We start from the raw sequence: 19,716 nt of genomic DNA on the forward strand, positions 1-19,716 counted from the left end.
AGCTGTCGGACGAGACACCCCGGTGCGGTGTCGGCCCTCGCTGCTGGCTGCGATCGCTGACCCACCCTCTCCGCCGCACCACGGCCGGCAGCATGCCGTCATCGGCGCGCCCCCCTCCATTGCGCCGATGGCGGCCCCTCCCCCGGTACCGTGCGCGTTCCCTTGACTGGCGGAAACTTCCCGATTACTGCTGGCGCGACGGAAGTTTCCTTCAGCGCACCACTGGATCACCCTGGATCACCGGATCACCCGATCACTCGTTCACCCCCGGAACCCCTCCGGAAGGAGCGCACGTGCCCTCCAGACGTACCGTCCTGGCCGCCGGTGCCGGTCTCACCACCGCCCTCGCCACCGCGTTCACCCTCGGCGACACCGCCCGCGCCGACGCCGACCGCCGCCTGCGGGCGCTGATCTCGCGCATGACGCTGGAAGAGAAGGTCGGCCAGGTCTTCGTCACACGGGTCTACGGCCATTCGGCGACCGCCCCCGACCAGGCCGACGTCGACGCCAACCTCGCCGAACTCGGTGTGCGCACCGCCGCCGAGCTGATCGCGCGTTACCGGGTGGGCGGAATCATCTACTTCACGTGGGCGCACAACACCCGCGACCCGCTCCAGATCGCCGACCTCTCCAACGGCCTCCAGCGGGCCTCGCTCGGACAGCCGCGCGGGCTGCCGGTGCTGATCTCCACCGACCAGGAGCACGGCATCGTCGCCCGCGTCGGCGAGCCGGCCACGCTGTTCCCCGGTGCGATGGCGATCGGCGCCGGGGGGTCGCGGGCCGACGCCCGTACTCTCGGCCGGGTCTCGGGCGGGGAGTTGCGGGCGATGGGCGTCCGCCAGGACTACTCCCCCGTCGCCGACGTGAACGTCAACCCGGCCAACCCGGTCATCGGCGTCCGCTCGTTCGGCGCGGACCCGACGGCGGTGGCGGAGCTGGCGGCGGCGGAGATCCGCGGCTACCAGGCCGCCGGGGTCGCGGCGACCGCCAAGCACTTCCCCGGGCACGGCGACACCGCCGTCGACAGCCACTACGGCTTCCCCGTCATCACGCACACGCGCGAGGTGTGGGAGAAGCTGGACGCGGTGCCGTTCAGGGCGGCGATCGCGGCCGGCGTCGACTCGATCATGACCGCGCACATCCTGGTCCCGGCCCTCGACGACTCGAGTGACCCGGCGACCCTCTCCCGGCCCGTCGTCACGGGTCTGCTGCGCGAACGCCTCGGGTACGACGGGGTGGTCGTCACGGACGCGCTCGACATGGCGGGCGTAAGGACGAAGTACGGCGACGACCGGGTGCCGGTGCTCGCGCTGAAGGCGGGCGTCGACCAGCTCCTCAACCCGCCGAAGCTGGACGTGGCCTGGAACGCCGTGCTGCGGGCCGTGCGGGACGGGGAGCTGACGGAGGCGCGGCTGGAGGAGTCGGTCCTGCGGATCCTCCGGCTGAAGGACCGGCTGGGGCTGCTCGCCGACCCGTACGTCAGCCGGGACCGGGTCGGGCGGACGGTCGGCACGAAGGCGCACCTCGCGACGGCCGACCGGATCGCCGAGCGGACGACGACCCTGCTGGTCAACGAGGGCTCCCTGCTGCCGCTGTCCCCGCGCACGCACCGGCGGCTGCTGGTGGTGGGCGCCGACCCGGCCTCCCCCTCGGGTACCACGGGTCCCCCCACCGGGGTCCTGGCCGCCGCGCTCACCGGACGGGGGTTCACGGCGACGGCCCTGTCCACGGGTACGGCCCCGTCGGCGGCGACGATCGCCCGTGCGGTGGCGGCGGCGGGCGAGGCGGATGCGGTGGTGGTGGGGACGTACAACGTCACCGCGACGAGCCCGCAGAGGACCCTCGTCGAGCAACTGGTGGCGACGGGGCGGCCGGTGGTCGCGGTGGCGGTCCGCAATCCGTACGACGTGGCCCAGCTGCCGTCCGTGAAGGCCTACTTGGCGTCCTACTCCTGGACGGACGTCGAACTGCGGGCCGCCGCCGCGGTGATCGCGGGCGCGGTGGAGCCGCGGGGCAGGCTGCCCGTGCCGGTGCAGCGCCCGGACGATCCGGCGAGCGTGCTGTACCCGATCGGGCACGGCCTCCGCTACTGAACCCGCTCCGATCCCCCCGCCCGGACCGCGGGCCGGGCGGTCGGCCCCGTCCGCGGCGACGATCGCCCGTGCGGTGACGGCGGCGAGCGAGGCGACGCGGCCCACCGCCCGGACGCGAGGCCGGGACCCCACAGCCGGGCCGCATGGCCGGACCGCGAGGCCGGGACCCCACGGCCGAACCGCACAGCCGAACCTCACGGGCCGAACCGCACGGCACGACGGCCGGTCGGCGGGGAGCCGGCCGACCGTCGTGGGCGGGATGTGCGGGATTACGGGCGCAGCGCGGGCTCGCGCTCCACGTCCCGTACGTCCAGCTTCGCGTCGAACTTCGCCAGCGGCCTGGCCGCGGCGGCGTTCTCCTGGACGGCGGCCGGGGCGACTCCCGCCCAGTCCAGGATGCGGGCCGTGGCGAGGGCCTTCTCGTCGGCGACGAGGCCGGCCACGTTGGCGCCGTGGTTCAGGCCGGGCGCGGTGAAGACGTAGGAGTCCTTGGCACCCTTGCCGAGGCGGAACGGCTCGGCGCCCCACGGGTCGTTCTGGCCGTAGACGAACAGCATCTGGCGGGCGTTGTTCTTCACCCACGTGTCGACGTCACGCATCGCCCACGGCTGGAACTTCATGGAGATGTCCCGGGGGACGAAGTTGCGCGGGGGCTGGTAGCCGTAGCGGACGTACTTCTTCTCGATGTGGGGGAAGTGGATGGTGGGCGCGCCGAGCTGGGTGCCCGCCTGGTAGTAGTACGGGGTGTACGGGGACAGGCCCTGGTCGGTGTAGAAGGAGAACCCGGAGATCGTGTCGATCGAGGTCCATATCTCGTCGTCGGTCGCGTTCTTCGCGTCGGCGGGGATCGAGTCGCAGTCGGACACCAGGCTGTACTGCCAGAAGCCCCAGACGTAGTCGAGGACGACGGCCTCGTAGGCGCGGTCCAGGCTGCCGACGGTGGTGAAGGTGTAACCGTTCTCGGCGGCGTACGCCTCGTACTTCTTCACCAGCGGCTCACGGCGCACCAGTGCCTCGCGCTGCACGGCGTTCAGGCGGTCGCGGCACTCCTTGGTGCCGACGTTCGCGAAGAAGCGGTCGTAGGCCGAATCCTCCTTGTTCACCACGTCGTTGGGGGCGACGTAGGCGACGACGCCGTCCATGTCACGCGGGTAGAAACGCTCGTAGTAGGTGGCCGTCATGCCACCCTTGGAGCCGCCCGTGGAGATCCAGTTCTCGGGGTAGAGCGCCTTCAGTGCCGTGAAGATGCGGTGCTGGTCGCTCGCGGCCTGCCAGATGTCCAGCTTGGACCAGTCGGCGGGGTCGGGGCGGGACGGCGTGAAGAAGCGGTACTCCATGGAGACCTGGTTGCCGTCCACGATCTGGGTGGGCTCGCGGCGGCTGGGGTTGGTGGAGACGTTGTAGCCGCCGGTGTAGAAGACCGTCGGGCGGCTGACGTCCTTGTGCAGCACGGTGATCCGCTGCTCGAACGTGCCCTTGGAGGGGTGCCGGTGGTCCACCGGCTGGGTGTAGTTCAGGACGAAGTAGCGGTAGCCGGGGTACGGCTTCTCCTGGACCAGGCTCATGCCGGGAACGGAGAGGAGCCGGTCTTTGATGTCCGCGGCTTCCGGCTGGGCGGCGGTGGCCGCCCCGGCCGTGGTCAGCGTGCCGATGAGCACGGTGAACGCCAGCAGCCATCTGAGCGCCTTGCGCATGCGCGTGCACCCTCCCTGTGAGACAGATGTGCGCCGGAAGCTATCGGAGCAACACCCGTGACACCAGAGGAGGTTGGCAATTGGGCCGAATGTCGGGCTGATCAGTGCGGCTGGAGCACGTCAGCCGGGGCGGGTCAGCACAGGATCCAGCCGGAGGTGTACTTCCCGCTCCCCACCGAGCCCGACACCCGCACGCAGCGGTGACCGGCGTACACCTCCACCGGCAGGGAACTGCGGGCGTGTCTGCGTGACTTGCGGACGGCCACATGGCCGCGCGCCTGCACGCCGACCGAGACCACCCGCTTCGTGCCGGGGTGCTTCTGGACGGTCACGGCGCACACCCGGCCGCCGTTCTTGTAGACGAAGACGGAGCCGGTGGAGAAGGGCAGCATCCGCACCTGCCGGCCCGTGCAGGACGAGGGCGCGGCCTGGGCGCTGCCCGGTGCCGCCACCGCGAGCAGTACGGACGCGGTCAGCACGGCCAGCCCCGCCCCCAGCCGTCGGCGTATCGCACCACTGTCCACGATCCTCGACCCCTCCCCCATGTGCCGTACGCATGGCCGTACGGATGGACGTACAGGTGTACGGACGCACGGCGTGTGTCGGATGGTTGCGCGACGACCGTCAGCGGGACGCGCCGACCGGCTCCTCCGGCCCGGACGCCCCGACGAACGCCCGCCACAGTTCCGCGTAGCGTCCGCCGCGGGCGAGCAGTTCGTCGTGCGTGCCGTCCTCGGCGACCCGGCCCCGGTCCATGACGACGACCCGGTCCGCGCGGGCCGCCGTGGTCAGCCGGTGGGCCACCACCAGCGTCGTACGGCGGCCCGCGACCCGGTCGGTGGCCTGGTTGACCAGGGCCTCCGTGGCCAGGTCCAGGGCGGCCGTCGCCTCGTCGAGAAGCAGGACGTCGGGGTCGACCAGCTCGGCGCGGGCCAGCGCGATCAGCTGGCGCTGCCCGGCGGAGAGGTTGCGGCCGCGCTCGGCGACCTCGTGGAGATAGCCGCCGTCCAGCGTGGCGATCATCTCGTGCGCGCCGACCGCCCGCGCCGCCGCCTCCACCTCGGCGTCGGTGGCGTCGGGACGGCCGTAGGCGATGGCGTCGCGGACGGTGCCGGGGAAGAGGTACGCCTCCTGCGGGACGACGCCCAGCCGGTGGCGGTACGACGTGAGGTCGAGGGTGCGCAGATCCGTGCCGTCGACCAGCACCCGGCCGCCGGTGGGGTCGTAGAACCGGGCCACCAGCTTCACCAGGGTCGACTTGCCCGCGCCGGTCTCGCCGACGAACGCGACGGTCTGGCCGGCGGGAATGCTCAACTCGATTCCGGTGAGGGCCTCCTCCTCCTCGCCGTAGCTGAAGTGCACGTCCTCGAAGGCGATCTCGCCGCGCAGCGAGGGGACGTCGAGGGGGTCGGCGGCGGTCTTCGTGGAGGTGGGTTCCTGGAGCAGTTCCTGGATGCGGCCCAGCGAGACCGTGGCCTGCTGGTAGCCGTCGAAGACCTGGGAGAGCTGCTGGACGGGCGCGAAGAACAGGTCGATGTAGAGCAGGTACGCCACCAGCGCGCCGGTTGTCAGCGTCGCCTCGTCCACCCGGCCGGCGCCCGCGATCAGGACGGCCGCGGCGGCGACGGAGGACAGCAGCTGGACGAAGGGGAAGTAGATCGAGATCAGCCACTGGCCGCGGACGCGGGCCCGCCGGTAGCTGTCGCTGCGCTCCGCGAACCGCTCCCCGCCGTCCCGCTCGCGCCCGAAGGCCTGCACGATGCGCAGTCCGGCCACCGACTCCTGGAGGTCGGCGTTGACCGCCGACACCCGCTCACGGGCGAGTTCGTACGCCTTCACGCTGGCCCGGCGGAAGAAGAAGGTCGCGATGATCAGCGGCGGCAGGGTGGCGAAGACGACCAGGGCCAGCTGCACGTCGAGCACCAGCAGGGCGGCCATGATGCCGAAGAAGGTGACGACCGAGACGAACGCGGTGACCAGGCCGGTCTGCAGGAACGTCGACAGCGCGTCGACGTCCGTCGTCATCCGCGTCATGATCCGGCCGGTCAGCTCCCGCTCGTAGTAGTCGAGGCCGAGCCGCTGGAGCTGGGCGAAGATCTTCAGGCGCAGCGCGTACAGGACCCGCTCGCCGGTGCGGCCGGTCATCCGGATCTCGCCGGTCTGCGCGACCCACTGGACGGCGACGGCGAGCAGCGCGAGCAGGGAGGCGGTCCAGACCGCGCCGACGGCCATCCGGGTGACGCCGTCGTCGATGCCGTGCCGGATCATCACCGGCAGGAGCAGTCCCATGCCGGCGTCCACGGCGACGAGGCCGAGGCTGATCAGCAGCGGCGCCCGGAAGCCGCGCAGCAGCCGGCGCAGGCCGTAGGAGTCCTCTGCGGCGACCGCCCGCGCCTCGTCGACGTCCGGGACGTCGGTCGCCGGGGGCAGCGCCTCCACCTGCGCGAGCAGCTCGGGCGTGGCGGGCGTACCGGCGAGGCCGGTGTCCTTGCGCTCCCGGTCGCCGGCCCACAGCCGGGGCGTGACCCCGCGCTCGGCGTCGAACTCGGCGTCCAGCTCGTCGCGTACCGAGGTGTCCTCGCCGGGCTCCTCGGGGCGGGTGTGGCCGGGCGAGACGCCGCCCAGCTCGTCCGGGTCGGTGAGCAGGCGGCGGTAGAGGGCCGAGCGCTGCTGGAGTTCCTCGTGGGTGCCGAGGTCGGCGAGCCGGCCGCCGTCGAGGACGGCGATCCGGTCGGCGAGGTTGAGGGTGGAACGGCGGTGTGCGATGAGGAGGGTCGTACGGCCCTCCATGACCTGCTTGAGGGCCTCGTGGATCTCGTGCTCGACGCGCGCGTCCACGGCCGAGGTGGCGTCGTCGAGGACGAGCAGCCGCGGGTCGGTCAGGATCGCGCGGGCGAGGGCCACGCGCTGGCGCTGGCCGCCGGAGAGGGTGAGGCCGTGCTCGCCGACCTTGGTGTCGTAGCCCTCGGGCAGCTCGGCGATGAACCGGTCGGCCTGGGCGGCGCGGGCAGCGGTCTCGATCTGCTCGTCGGTGGCGTCCGGACGGCCGTACGCGATGTTGCTGCGGACCGTGTCCGAGAACAGGAAGGAGTCCTCCGGCACCAGGCCGATCGCGGCCCGCAGCGAGTCCTGGGTCAGCTCGCGCACGTCGTGGCCGCCGATGAGGACGGCGCCCCGGGTGACGTCGTAGAAGCGGGGCAGCAGGAGGGAGACCGTGGACTTGCCGGAACCGGAGGAGCCGACGACGGCGAGGGTCTCGCCGGGGCGGATCTCGAAGCTCAGCCCGTCCAGGACCGGGCGGCCCTCCTCGTAGCCGAAGGAGACGTCGTCGAACTCGACGGACGCGGGCGCGTCGGCCGGCAGTTCCTTGGCGCCGTCCTTGATCGACGGCTCGGTGTCGATCAGCTCCAGGACGCGTTCGGTGCCGGCGCGGGCCTGCTGGGCGACCGTGAGGACCATGGCGAGCATCCGGACCGGGCCGACGAGCTGCGCCAGGTAGGTGGAGAAGGCGACGAAGGTGCCGAGGGTGATGTGCCCGTGCACGGCGAGCCAGCCGCCCAGCGCGAGCATCGCGACCTGGCCGAGCGCGGGGACCGACTGGAGGGCCGGGGTGTACCGCGCGTTGAAGCGGATCGTGCGCAGCCGGCCCGCGAAGAGACGGCGGCCGACCTCGCGCAGCTTTCCGGTCTCCTGCTCCTCCTGCCCGAAGCCCTTCACCACGCGTACGCCGCTGACGGCGCCGTCGACGACACCCGCGACGGCGGCGGCCTGCGCCTGCGCGTACCAGGTCGCGGGATGCAGCTTGCTGCGGCTGCGCCTCGCGATCACCCACAGGGCGGGGGCCACGGCGAGCGCGACCAGGGTGAGCGGCGGCGACAGCCAGGCCATGATCCCCAGGGAGATCAGGAAGAGCAGGATGTTCCCGATGGTCATCGGGAGCATGAACAGCAGGCCCTGGATGAGCTGGAGGTCGCTGGTGGCCCGGCCGACGACCTGACCGGTGGACAGCTCGTCCTGCCGGCGGCCGTCGAGCCGGGTGATCGTGCCGTACATCTCGGTCCGCAGGTCGTGCTGGACGTCGAGGGCCAGACGGCCGCCGTAGTAGCGGCGGACGAAGGTGAGGGCGTAGACGATCAGGGCCGCGCCGATCAGGGCGCCCGCCCAGGGGGCCATGTCGCGGGTGTGGCCGACGACCACGTCGTCGATGATCACCTTGGTGATCAGCGGGACCAGCGCCATGACGGCCATGCCGCCGAGGGAGGAGCCGAGGGCGAGGACGACGTCCGTCGGATGGCGCCACGCGTAGCTCGCCAGTCGCCGTGCCCATCCCCGTTGCGCAGCCACGCCGTGCCTTCCGTTCGACCCGATCTTCCAGAAGGCACCAACGTGACACGAACCGGATTTCATCCCTCCGCAATGATTCGGGGCGGCGGGCCAGGTGGATCAGAGGCGTACGCGCAGGGAGTAGAACCGGGTCGTCTGCGCCGCGTTCTGGTTGTCGTCGCTGACCAGGAGGACCTTCAGCGCGCCCTTGCTCCGCCCCGTGATCACCATTCCCTCGATGTTGTCGAGGAGCGGGTTCGGCTGGGGCTGCTTCGCCGTCGCTCCCCGTGCGGGGCAGGTCACGAGGTCGGCGAGGAGGGTCTTGGCGATCGGGCGTACGCCGTCCTGGCCCGTCAGGTTCTCGACGCCGCTGGTTTCCGTGGCCCGGCGCGGGTCGGCGAGGTAGAGGCGGACCGTGTTGCCGACGCCCGCGGTGAAGCCGCGCTCCAGGACCAGGAGGCGGCCGTCCGGGGTCGCCTGGACCTCGGGGACGCCGAGGCCGGCGTCGGCCCGGTAGGCGTACTGGGCGCCGAGCACGAAGTCGCCGTGCCGCCGCGTCCAGGTCTGGAAGCGGACCGTGCCGGCCGAGTCGCCGGAGAGGGCGTACTCCATCGACGCGAGCAGGGTACGGCCGCCCGGCAGCAGGGTCAGGCCCTCGAAGGTGCCGTTGGTGACCGCGCGGCCGACCGGGGCGACCCGCAGGGGGGCCGGGACGGGGAGACGGTCCAGGATCGCGCCGGACGGGCTGTGGCGGCGTACGGACGGCTCGGTCTCGGAGGTGATCAGGAGGGTGCCGTCCCGGTCCACGACCAGGCCTTCGGAGTCCAGCGCGGCGCCGTTCTCGTCGGCGAGGGGGACGACCCCGGTCGGCCGCAGGGTCCGCGGGTCGAGGCGGAACAGGGAGGAGCGGTCGGAGAGGGCCGCGAGGGAGCCGCTGGGGGTCCCCCCGCTCGAGCGGAGCCGGGAGTGGGGGAGGTCGACGGCGAGCGCGGAGAGGTTGCCGACGAAGGTGCCGTCGTAGGACGTCTTGTCGAGGGCGTCGGAGAAGCGGTCGAGGGAGACCGACGGTGAACAGGCGCCGTCCGCCCTGTTCCGCTGGGCGTTCGCGGGTCCGGCGGCGGCCAGGCAGGTGGCCGCCGCCAGGCAGGCGGTGAAGGCGGCGAGTACGGTTCGCAGGCGCATGGCGGTCACGGTAGGGCGGGCGGGTGTCGCCTCGGGGCGGGCTGGTGACGTCCGGTGGGACACGCCGTTAAGGATCCCCGGCACGTCGTCCCTCAGGAGGCCGCGAGGTCGCGGTGGATGACCTTGGCGACGCCCTGGATGGTCGTGATGCCGTAGCTCATCGTGCTGTTGCCGTGGGTGAGGACGGTGATGGCGTAGTCGTGGCCGCCGCCCTTGAAGGTGCCGACGCTGTGCACCCGCCAGCCGTGGGTGGCACGCGAGAGCCAGCCGTTCTTCACGTGCCAGCTGACCCCCGCGGGCCGCCCGTAGGGGGTGCCCCAGCGCTGCCCGGAGACGACCCCCGCCATCAGCTTGTTGACGTAGGAGCGCGAGGTGTCGGTGAGGACGGCGTTCCTGGCCGTCAGGAGTTTGAGCAGCTTCTGCTGGTCGGTGACGGTGATCTGGGTCAGTCCCCAGTAGCCGTTCGCGCCCGGCTTGGTCTGCGTCATCCCGGCCGCCGTGAGGAAGGCCCTGATCTTCGTCAGGCCGAGCTGTTTCCACAGGGTGGAGGTGGAGGCGTTGTCCGACTTGGTGATCATCGCCGTGGCGAGGGACTTCTCACGCGTGGTCAGCGCCCTGTGGGCCTTCTGCGCGTCCCACAGCAGCGCGGAGAGCACGGTGACCTTGACGACGCTGGCCGAGTCGTAGGCGGTGGAGGCGCGCAGGGTGCAGGTGGTGTCGGTGCTGCGGTCGTACAGACCGACGGCCACCGTGCCCTTGCGGGTGGCGAGCGCCGCGGTGATGTCCTTCTTCAGCTTGGCGGCGAGACCGGCCTTGGCGGACGTGCAGCTGACCGTCGGGGTGGCGGCCGCGGCGGGCGTCGCGGCGGCCACGCCGGTGATGAGGATGCCGGCGCCGAGGGTGGTGGCGAGGAGCCCTCTCGCGCGTCTGGCTCGTATGGGTGTACGGAGAGTCATGCAGGGTTGACACACGGGTTCGGGTGAATGGTTGTACGAACCCGGCGGGTTCCTGCCTGCTCCGCCCGTTCACAGGCAGCGGCCAGCCTGGGCACAGCGGCCACCCACAACGGCCGTACAGCATGCGGAAGGTGACATCAGCCACCGATCCCCTCCCCCACCCGACCGCGTCCACCGACCGGCCGCCGTCCACGGCGACCCCGGGGTCGCCCCCGACGTCGGCCCCGACGGCGCCCCCGCCGGACGAGGCGCCGCGCTGGTCGCTCCCCGCGCTGCTCGCGATCCTGGTCCTGGCGGCGGTGCTCTACGGCTGGAACCTCTCCGGCTCCGGCCTCAACAGCTTCTACAGCGCCGCCGTACTGAGCGGCACCCAGAGCTGGAAGGCCTGGTTCTTCGGCTCGTTGGACGCGGGGAACTTCCTGACCGTCGACAAGCCTCCGTTCGCCCTGATGGTGATGGGCCTGTCCTGCCGCGTGTTCGGCTTCGGGACCTGGCAGATGATGCTGCCGCTGATCCTGACCGCGCTCGGCACGATCTGGATCCTGCACTCCTGCGTGAAGCGGGTGTGGGGCCACGGCGCGGCGACGGTCGCCGCGCTGGCCCTCGCGCTGACCCCGATCACCGTGGCGATCAACCGGGACAACAACCCCGACACCCTGCTGGTGTTCCTGATGGTGGGCGGCGCGGCGCTGGCCCTGCGGGCCGTGCACAACGGCAGGCTGCTGCCGCTGCTCGGGTCGGCCGCCTGCTTCGGCCTCGCCTTCAACACCAAGATGCTCCAGGGCTACATCGCGCTGCCCGCCGTCTTCGCGGTCTACCTGTACGCGGCGAAGCCGAAACTGGTGAAGCGGCTCGTCAACCTGGCCGCCGCGGCCGTGGTCCTCGCGGTCTCCAGCTTCTGGTGGGCGGCGGCCGTCTCCCTGGTCCCGGCCGACGAGCGGCCCTACATCGGCGGCTCGACCGACGGCACCGCCTGGAACCTGATCATGGGATACAACGGCCTCGGCCGGGTCCTCGGAGGCGAGGGCAACGGCGGCGGGGGCGGAGGGGGCGGGGGCGGCTTCGCCGGGTCCGCCGGCCTCGGCCGGATGTTCAACGACATCCTCGGCGGCCAGATCTCCTGGCTGATCCCCTTCGCCGCCATCGCGCTCGTCGGTGGCATCGTCCTGTGCGGGCGCGCCCCGCGCACGGACCCCGCCCGCGCCGCCCTGGTGATGTGGGGCGGCTGGACCGCCCTGCACTACGTGACCTTCGCCATGGCCGAGGGCACCATGCACCCGTACTACACGACCGCCCTCGCCCCGGGCATCGCGGCGCTGTGCGGGGGCGGCGGCCTCATGCTGCTGCGCGCCTTCCGCGCCGACCGGCGCTGGGCGTGGGTGCTGCCGCTCGCCCTCGCGGTCACGGCCGGCTGGGCGATCGTGCTGCTGCGCCGGGCCTCCGGCTGGAACACCTGGCTGTGGCCGGCCGTCGGCGTCGTCATGGCGCTGGCGATCATGGGGCTGTTCGTCTTCCGCTCGGGCGACCGCGCCCGCCTGCTGGCCGCTTCGGTGGCCGCGGCGGTCGTCGCCTCGGTGGCCGGTCCGGCGGCGTACGCCTGGTCGGTGCCGTCCGGTTCGGGCGGCGGGGCGATGGGCGGGACGAATCCGACGGCCGGGCCCACGACCGGGAGCGGTGGCTTCGGCGGCGGCGGTCCCGGCGGCGGCCGGGGCGGGCTGCCGGGCACGGGCGGCGAACAGGCCGGGCAGGCCGGGCAGGCCGAGGGGCAGACCGGCGGCCAGGCCGGTGGCTTCCCCGGGGGCGGTGAGCAGCCCGGCGGCCAGGCGGGCGGTACAGCCCGGCGGCCAGGCGGCGGTACGCCTCCCGGCGGCGCCGCTCCCGACGGCGATACGGCCCCGGGTGGCACCGCGGCCGAAGGCGGCGCCGGTGCGGGCGGCGGACCCGGTGGTGCCGACATGGGCGGGGGCGGCATGGGCGGGGGCGGCGCGAGCACCGAGCTGCTCTCGTACCTGAAGAAGAACCAGGACGGCGCCAAGTGGCTGCTGGCGGTGTCGAGTTCGCAGACCGCCGCGCAGCTGATCCTCAGCAGCGGTGAGCCGGTGATCTCCATGTGGGGCTGGTCCGGCTCCGACAACGCGATGACGCCGGCCCGGTTGAAGGAGCTGGTGAAGAAGGGCGAGCTGCACTACATCCAGCTCGGCGGCGGCACGGGTGGCGGCGGCATGGGCGGCGGCTCCACGGCAAGCTCCGAGGTGACGGAGTGGGTGCAGAAGAACGGGACGGTGGTGAAGGAGAGCGACTACAGCGCGACCTCGGGCACGACGTCCGACTCGTCCGCGGCCTCCGACTCGACCTCGGCCTCCGAGTCGACGGTCTACCGGTTGGACGCCTCGGACGTGACCTGACCACCGCACGGCACCGGCTGACGCCCGACAGCACCGACTGACCGCGCGTCGGTCGCCCTACCGGCCCGCTCGGCGACAACGGCCCCTGACTCTCCCGTCAGGGGCGTTTCGCGCCATCAACTCGCGTGGACAAGGGGCGGTTTGCCGGTTCCCGTCATCCGATCGACATGTCAGATTCATTGCCCTGACCGCATGTGCATGTCACTCTCCCGATTGCCGCCTCCAATCCACACGCGTAGATCGGACACCCCACATGCTGGCGACACGCATACGCCGATGGCAGTCGGTGGCCCTTGCCACCACTGCCGTGCTGGTCGGCCTCACCGCGCCCGCGCTCACCGCGACCCCCGCCGCGGCGACCACGACCGCGTACGACTCGACGTACTACAAGAACGCGGTCGGCAAGACGGGTACGAGCCTGAAGTCCTCACTGCACACGATCATCACGCCCCAGACGAAGCTGTCCTACTCGGCTCTGTGGGAAGCGCTGAAGGTCACCGACCAGGACCCGAACAACAGCGGCAACGTGAAGCTGCTGTACTCCGGCATCTCCCGCAGCAAGTCGCTCAACGGCGGCAACAGCGGCAACTGGAACCGCGAGCACGTGTGGGCCCAGTCGCACGGCGACTTCGGCACCTCGGCGGGTCCCGGCACCGACCTGCACCACATCCGCCCCGAGGACGTGACGGTCAACTCCATCCGCGGCAACAAGGACTTCGACAACGGCGGCAGCAGCTTCACCAACTCCGGCGGCAGCCTCACCGACTCGAACTCCTTCGAGCCGCGTGACGCCGTCAAGGGCGACGTGGCCCGCATGATCCTCTACATGGCCGTCCGCTACGAGGGCGACGACGGCTGGCCCAACCTGGAGCCCAACGACCTCGTCACCAACGGCAGCGTGCCCTACCACGGCCGCCTCTCCGTCCTGAAGGCGTGGAACGACGAGGACCCGCCGGACGCCTTCGAGGAGCGTCGCAACCAGGCCATCTACGACACCTACCAGCACAACCGCAACCCGTTCATCGACCACCCGGAGTGGGTCGAGGCGATCTGGTAGGCGAACGGTCCCGCACCACGACCCGGCCGGCCACGAGGGAGTCGCCCCTCGCGGCGGCGCTGTCGTCAGCCCAGGTGGGTCGGCGCGAACATGCGCAGTACCGCCGGCAGGACCACCACCGACGGGCCCGGCGACGCCAGGGCCTTCGCGAGGTCCGTCTCCAGGGATTCCGGGGTGGTGCGCAGGGCCGGGACACCGAAGGACTCGGCGAGGGCGACGTAGTCCGGGCGGGTCAGTTCCGTGGCCGTGGCCTGGCCGAAGGTGTCGGTCATGTACTCACGCAGGATGCCGTAGCCACCGTCGTCGACGATGAGCCAGGTGACGTTCAGGTCGTACTGCTTCGCCGTGGCCAGTTCCGCGACCGAGTAGAGGGCGCCGCCGTCGCCGGAGACGGCGAGGACCGGGCGGGTCGGGTCGGCGACCGCCGCGCCGAGGGCCGCCGGGAAGCCGTAGCCGAGGCCGCCCGCGCCCTGGGCGGAGTGCATGTGGTTCGAGCCCTCGGGGTCGAAGGCCGACCACGCCCAGTACGCCAGGATCGTCATGTCCCAGAAGGACGGGGAGTCGGCGGGGAGCGCCTTGCGGACGGACGCCAGCAGCTGCTGCTCCAGGGTCAGTTCCTGGGACGCGATGCGTTCGCGGACGCGGGAGAGGACCGTGCGTACGCGTTCCGGTGCCGTCGGGTCGCGGCGTTCGGGGGCCGTTTCCAGGAGGGCCTGGATCGCGAGGCGGGCGTCCGCGTGGATGCCCAGCGCCGGGTGGTTGGCCTCCAGTTTGCCGAGGTCGGCCTCGATCTGGACGACGCGGCCTCGCGGCTTGAACGTGTGGTAGTTCGAGGAGAGTTCGCCGAGGCCCGAGCCGATCACCAGCAGGACGTCCGCGTCCTCCAGGAAGTCCGTGGTGTGCCGGTCCTCCAGCCAGGACTGGAGGGACAGGGGGTGGGTCCAGGGGAAGGCGCCCTTGCCGCCGAAGGTGGTGACGACGGGGGCGTCGAGCCGTTCGGCGAGTTGGCGGAGCTTGCCGGAGGCGTCCGCGCGGACCACTCCGCCGCCGGCGATGATCGCCGGGCGGGCCGCCTTCGACAGCAGGTCGGCGGCGACCGCGGTCAGTTCGGGGCGCGGGGGGAGTTCCTCGGGGAAGGCGTCGCCGACCGTGACCACGGGGATCGTCGTCTCGGCCAGCAGTACGTCCTGCGGGATCTCCACCCACACCGGTCCGTGCGGGGCCGTCAGCGCCGACTTCCAGGCCGCCTCCAGCGCGGAGGGGATCTGGGACTGGGCGCGGACCGTGTGGACCGACTTCACCACGCCCCGGAACGAGGCCGCCTGGTCGGGGAGTTCGTGGAGGTAGCCGTGGCGCCCGCCGCCGAGGCCGCGGGTGGGGACCTGGCTGCTGATCGCCAGGACGGGGGCGGAGGCCGCCGCCGCCTCCTGGAGAGCGGCGAGCGAGGTCAGCGCGCCCGGCCCCGTGGACAGCAGCAGCGGCGCCGCCTCCCCGGTGACGCGGCCGTACGCGTCCGCCGCGAAGCCCGCGTTGTTCTCCACCCGCAGGCCGACGTAGCGCAGGTCGGAGCGGCGCAGCGCGTCGAACACGCCGAGCGCGTGCTGGCCGGGCAGTCCGAAGACGGTGGTCGCGCCGAGCCCGGCCAGCGTCTCCACGACCAGGTCTCCGCCGTTGCGGCCGGGGGGCGGGTTCAGCGCGGCCTCCGTCTGGGCCGGCGTCGGACGGAGCACCAGGTCGTGGTCGTGAGTCACTTCGCGCGGGCCTCTGCAATCTGGCGGGACATGATCGTGGTCAGTTCGTACGCCGTGTGCGATGCCGCGACCGACGTGATCTCCGCGTGATCGTACGCGGGCGCGACCTCGACGACGTCCGCCGAGACGAGGTGGCAGGAGGCCAGGCCACGCAGGATCTCCAGCAGCTCGCGGGAGGTCATGCCGCCGGCCTCGGGGGTGCCGGTGCCGGGCGCGTGGGCCGGGTCGAGGCAGTCGATGTCGATGGAGATGTAGAGGGGGCGGTCGCCGATGCGCTGGCGCAGCTGGTCGGCGATCTCGTCCACGCCGCGCCGCATCACGTCCGCGGAGGTGACGATGCCGAAGCCCATCTTCTCGTCGTCGGTGAGGTCCTGCTTGCCGTAGAGGGGGCCACGGGTGCCGACGTGGGAGAGGGCGGAGGTGTCGAGGATGCCTTCCTCGACGGCCCGGCGGAACGGCGTGCCGTGGGTGTACTCGGCGCCGAAGTAGGTGTCCCAGGTGTCGAGGTGGGCGTCGAAGTGGAGCAGGGCGACCGGGCCGTGCTTCTTGGCGACCGACCTGAGGAGCGGGAGGGCGATGGTGTGGTCGCCGCCGAGGGTCATCAGGCGGGCGCCGGTGCCCAGCAGGTCGTCGGCCGCCGCCTCGACGGTCTCGACGGCCTCGTTGATGTTGAACGGGTTCACGGCGATGTCGCCGCCGTCCGCGACCTGGGCGAGGGCGAAGGGGGAGGCGTCCTGAGCGGGGTTGTAGGGCCGCAGCAGCCGGGACGCCTCGCGGATCGCGTTGCCGCCGAAGCGGGCGCCCGGCCGGTACGAGACACCGGAGTCGAACGGCACGCCCACGACGGCCACGTCGGCGCGGCCGACCTCGTCCAGGCGGGGCAGCCGGGCGAAGGTCGCGGGTCCGGCGTACCGCGGGACGCGGGAGGAGTCGACCGGGCCGCGGGGTGTCTCGTTGCTGCTCATCTGCTGCCTTCTTTCCTACGCGTCGTCGCGTATGTACTGCTCTGTACCACTGGCTACGACTCTACTGGGGAGCCGGGACGGGTTCGGACACGAGTTCGGGATCCCGGCCGGCGAGCCGGTCGCGCCAGGCGGCGAGGACGGCGGCGTCGGTGGCCGGGGTCGCCAGGGAGACGGCGAGGTAGGCCGCGAGGGAGGACAGCAGGCCGTAGTAGACGGGCTCGTTGGCGAGGATGCCGTGGGTGGCCATGAGGGTGATGACGGTGACGCCGCCGACCACGACGGAGGCGAGGGCGCCCTGGGCGGTGCCGCGCCGCCACAGCAGTCCGCCGAGGATCGGCACGAGGAGGCCGCCGACGAGGAGGTTGTAGGCGACGGTCAGCGCCTCGACGACGTTGTTGAGGGCGATGGCGGTGCAGATCACCCCGACACCCATGATCAGGATGAAGGCGCGGTTGCCCCTGACCTCGTCGTGCTCCCCGTCGGAGGGCCGGACCGCTCCGCGCAGCCGTGCCCAGATGTCGTTGTTGGCGACGGTCGCGCAGGCGATCAGCGCGCCGGACGAGGTCGACATGACGGCCGCGAGGGCCGCCGCGAGGACCAGTCCGCGCACGCCCATCGGCAGTTCGTCCTTGACGATGGTCGCGAAGGCGTCGTCGGGGGAGGCCAGGTCCGGGTAGAGCACCCTGGCCGCGGTGCCGATGACGGCGCCGGCGAGGGCGTAGGCGAGACAGTAGGTGCCCGCGACCGTGCCACCCCACCTGGCCGTCCGGTCGCCGCGCGCGGTGAACACCCGCTGCCAGATGTCCTGCCCGATGAGCATGCCGAACGTGTAGATCAGGACGTACGTGAAGATCGTCTCGCCGCCGATGCCGAGCGGGTCGAAGTACTCGGTGGGCAGCTCGGCCTTCATCTCGGCGAAGCCGCCCGCCTTGACCACGGCGATCGGCAGCAGCAGGAGCAGAACGCCGACCGTCTTGACGACGAACTGCACCATGTCCGTGAGCGTGATCGACCACATGCCGCCGAGCGTCGAGTAGGCGACGACGATCGAGCCGCCGAGGACGATCGCGAGGGTGCGGTCCATGTCGAAGAGCACGTCGAAGATCGTGGCGTAGGCGATGGTCGAGGTCACCGCGAGCATCAGGGTGTACGCCCACATGACGACCCCGGAGATGACGCCCGCCCGGCCGCCGTAGCGCAGGTCGAGCATCTCGGAGACGGTGTAGACCTTCAGGCGGGCGATGCGGGCCGAGAAGAACACCGACAGGGCGAGCAGTCCGAGGCCGATGGTGAAGACCATCCAGGCGCCGGAGAGGCCGTACTGGTAGCCGAGGCCGACGCCGCCGATGGTGGACGCGCCGCCCAGGACGATCGCGGCCATGGTGCCCGAGTACATGACGGGGCCGAGCCGGCGGCCCGCGACCAGGAACTCGCTCTTGGACCTGGCGCGGCGCATGCCCCACCAGCCCATGACCAGCATCCCGGCCAGATAGACGACGATCACGATGTAGTCGACGGCCATGTGGGGCCTCCTTCGCACTCTCGGTGGCGTGTCGTGCAAGCGGTCGGTACGTCACCGGTGGCTGTGCGCGGGGACATCCGCCCGTACCCGCGGCCTCCGGTCGGGACGACCCTAGGTGGCCGGAAAGCGACTGCGAAGTGTACGTTTCATCCACTGGAGCCGTATGGGATGGAAGGAACGCACACCATGCCGGAGCCCACGGTTCCGTCCACGCCACCGCCACCGCCGGTACCGCCCACTCCGCCCGTGCCCCTCGCCTCCCTGCTGGCCCGCGAGGACCTGGCCCTGCGCCAGATCGCCGGGCCCCGCGATCCGGGTCTGGCCGTCCACTGGGCGCACACCTCGGAGATGGCCGACCCGTACCCGTATCTGCTGGGCGGTGAGCTGCTGCTGACGGCCGGCGTGCACATTCCGGAGGCGGCGGGATCGGAGGCGGCGGGATCGGACGGGGGTGCCCCCGGTCGAGCGCGGTCGGGAGCGGGGGACTATTTCGACGACTACGTCTCACGGATCGTGGCGGCGGGCGGCGCGGCGCTCGGGTTCGGCCTGGCGCCGGTGCACGACACCGTGCCGCGCGCCCTGGTCGCCGCCTGCGATGCCCACGCGCTGCCGCTTCTGGAGGTCCCGCCGCGGACCACCTTCTCCGGCGTGGCCCGCGCGGTCTGGCAGCTCATGGCCCAGGCCCGGCACGCCGAGCTGCGCCGGGTCACCGAGGCCCAGCAGAGCCTCGCCGCCGCCGCCTCCCGCCCGGACCCGGTGCCGTCGGTGCTGCGGCAACTGGCCCGGCGGGTGGGCGGACGGGCGGTGCTGTACGGGCCGGAGGGCACGGAGATCGCGGCGGCGGGGACGCAACCGGGGAGCGAGGTGGGGCCGGCGCTGGCGGAGCTGGCGCGGGTCGTGCGGCCGGGCAGCCGCCCCGCCCCCGCCTCCGCCACCGACACCACCGGCGGCACCCATCTCGCCGCGTACGCCCTCGGGGCCGGCCGGGGCTTCGTCCTGGGGGTCGCCGCCGCCCGCCGCGAACCCGGTGATCACACCATCGCCTCCGTCGCCGCCGTCCTGCTCTCGCTGCTCACCGGCGAGCATCGCGGCGGCACGGAGGCGGCCCGCTCCTCGGCCCTCGTACGGCTGCTGCTCGGGGCCCCGCCGGAATCCGTGGCCCCACTGCTGGGCGGGGAGCGGTGGCAGGTGGTGCACGGGCGGCCCGAGGAGCAGGGCCCGGACGCGGTGGCCGCGTCCGCGCTGGGCGCCGCGCTCGGGTCGCCCCTGGTCGACCTCGGGGACGGGATCGTACGGGTGCTGGTGCCGGGCGAGCGGGAGCCGCTCGCACAGCCCGGCTGGACGCTGGGGGTCAGCGAGGCCGTGGCCCCCACCGACTGGCCGGCCGCCGACACCCGTGCGGGGCGCGCCCTGGCCCGCGCCCGCGCCACCCGCGCGCCTCTCGTCCGGCACGGCGCTCGCCCGGCGCTCGCCGACCTGGTGCCGCCGGACGAGGCCGCGGCGCACGCCCGTACGCTGCTCGCCCCCCTCGGCGAGACCCTCGCCGACACCCTGCGGACCTGGCTGTCGCTGCACGGCAGTTGGGACCGTACGGCGGTGGCGCTGGGCGTGCACCGCAACACCGTGCGGCAGCGGATCGCGCGCTGCGCCGCCCTGCTGGGGACCGACCTGGACGACCCGGACGTACGGATGGAGCTGTGGTTCGCCCTGCGCCAACGGTGAGTCCGGCGAAGGCCGGCACCGTGCGTGGCCAGGGCCCGTGACCCGC

Annotated in this window: 12 protein-coding genes; 4 read left to right on the forward strand and 8 right to left on the reverse strand. The window is 72.4% G+C overall.

The features are described from left to right. The first annotated feature begins 293 nt into the window (after nucleotides 1-293). Nucleotides 294-2,093, forward strand: a complete 1,800-nt coding sequence (locus tag BM536_RS12815) for a glycoside hydrolase family 3 protein (protein WP_079275166.1) — start codon at nucleotides 294-296, stop codon at nucleotides 2,091-2,093. 269 nt (nucleotides 2,094-2,362) lie between these two features. On the opposite strand, the gene BM536_RS12820 is transcribed toward BM536_RS12815, so the two are convergent. The 5 genes from BM536_RS12820 to BM536_RS12840 form a co-directional block, all read right to left on the reverse strand. After that, nucleotides 2,363-3,787, reverse strand: coding sequence for a S28 family serine protease (locus BM536_RS12820; protein WP_094102941.1), 1,425 nt, complete (start codon nucleotides 3,785-3,787; stop codon nucleotides 2,363-2,365). 134 nt (nucleotides 3,788-3,921) lie between these two features. Further along, nucleotides 3,922-4,311 (reverse strand): hypothetical protein, encoded by a 390-nt coding sequence (locus BM536_RS12825; protein WP_170109907.1) that lies wholly within the window; start codon nucleotides 4,309-4,311, stop codon nucleotides 3,922-3,924. 100 nt (nucleotides 4,312-4,411) lie between these two features. After that, entirely contained in the window at nucleotides 4,412-8,131 is a 3,720-nt protein-coding gene (locus BM536_RS12830; RefSeq protein ID WP_094102943.1) for an ABC transporter ATP-binding protein, read from the reverse strand. Nucleotides 8,132-8,230: 99 nt separating this feature from the next. Then, a complete protein-coding gene (locus BM536_RS12835; RefSeq protein ID WP_094103116.1) occupies nucleotides 8,231-9,292 on the reverse strand; it encodes an esterase-like activity of phytase family protein in 1,062 nt (353 codons plus the stop codon). A 92-nt stretch (nucleotides 9,293-9,384) separates the two neighbouring features. Beyond that, a complete protein-coding gene (locus BM536_RS12840) occupies nucleotides 9,385-10,248 on the reverse strand; it encodes a serine hydrolase (protein ID WP_073497367.1) in 864 nt (287 codons plus the stop codon). A 131-nt stretch (nucleotides 10,249-10,379) separates the two neighbouring features. Here BM536_RS12840 and BM536_RS12845 point away from each other — a divergent pair, with 131 nt between their 5' ends. Together BM536_RS12845 and BM536_RS12850 are read left to right on the forward strand one after the other, a co-directional pair. Beyond that, entirely contained in the window at nucleotides 10,380-12,653 is a 2,274-nt protein-coding gene (locus BM536_RS12845) for an ArnT family glycosyltransferase (RefSeq protein WP_245873480.1), read from the forward strand. Between the two features lie 253 nt (nucleotides 12,654-12,906). After that, entirely contained in the window at nucleotides 12,907-13,710 is an 804-nt protein-coding gene (locus BM536_RS12850) for an endonuclease I family protein (RefSeq protein WP_073498525.1), read from the forward strand. A 65-nt stretch (nucleotides 13,711-13,775) separates the two neighbouring features. On the opposite strand, the gene BM536_RS12855 is transcribed toward BM536_RS12850, so the two are convergent. From BM536_RS12855 to BM536_RS12865, 3 genes are all read right to left on the reverse strand, one after another. After that, nucleotides 13,776-15,461, reverse strand: coding sequence for a thiamine pyrophosphate-binding protein (locus tag BM536_RS12855; RefSeq protein WP_094102945.1), 1,686 nt, complete (start codon nucleotides 15,459-15,461; stop codon nucleotides 13,776-13,778). Then, nucleotides 15,458-16,426 carry an agmatinase gene (speB, locus tag BM536_RS12860; protein ID WP_073498523.1) on the reverse strand — a complete coding sequence of 323 codons (969 nt, stop codon included), beginning with the start codon at nucleotides 16,424-16,426 and terminating at the stop codon, nucleotides 15,458-15,460. Before speB ends, BM536_RS12855 begins: the two co-directional genes overlap by 4 nt. Before the next feature lie 61 nt (nucleotides 16,427-16,487). Next, the gene (locus BM536_RS12865; RefSeq protein ID WP_073498522.1) at nucleotides 16,488-17,948 is read right to left on the reverse strand and encodes a sodium:solute symporter family protein; all 1,461 of its coding nucleotides are present in this window, start codon (nucleotides 17,946-17,948) and stop codon (nucleotides 16,488-16,490) included. A gap of 168 nt (nucleotides 17,949-18,116) precedes the next feature. Between BM536_RS12865 and BM536_RS12870 the strand changes: the two genes are divergently transcribed. Continuing rightward, complete coding sequence (locus BM536_RS12870; protein WP_094102946.1) at nucleotides 18,117-19,670, forward strand: helix-turn-helix domain-containing protein; 1,554 nt, start codon at nucleotides 18,117-18,119, stop codon at nucleotides 19,668-19,670. The last annotated feature ends 46 nt before the right edge of the window (nucleotides 19,671-19,716 follow it).

The organism is Streptomyces phaeoluteigriseus (genome assembly GCF_001896135.2).
GTDB classification, from domain to species: domain Bacteria; phylum Actinomycetota; class Actinomycetes; order Streptomycetales; family Streptomycetaceae; genus Streptomyces; species Streptomyces phaeoluteigriseus.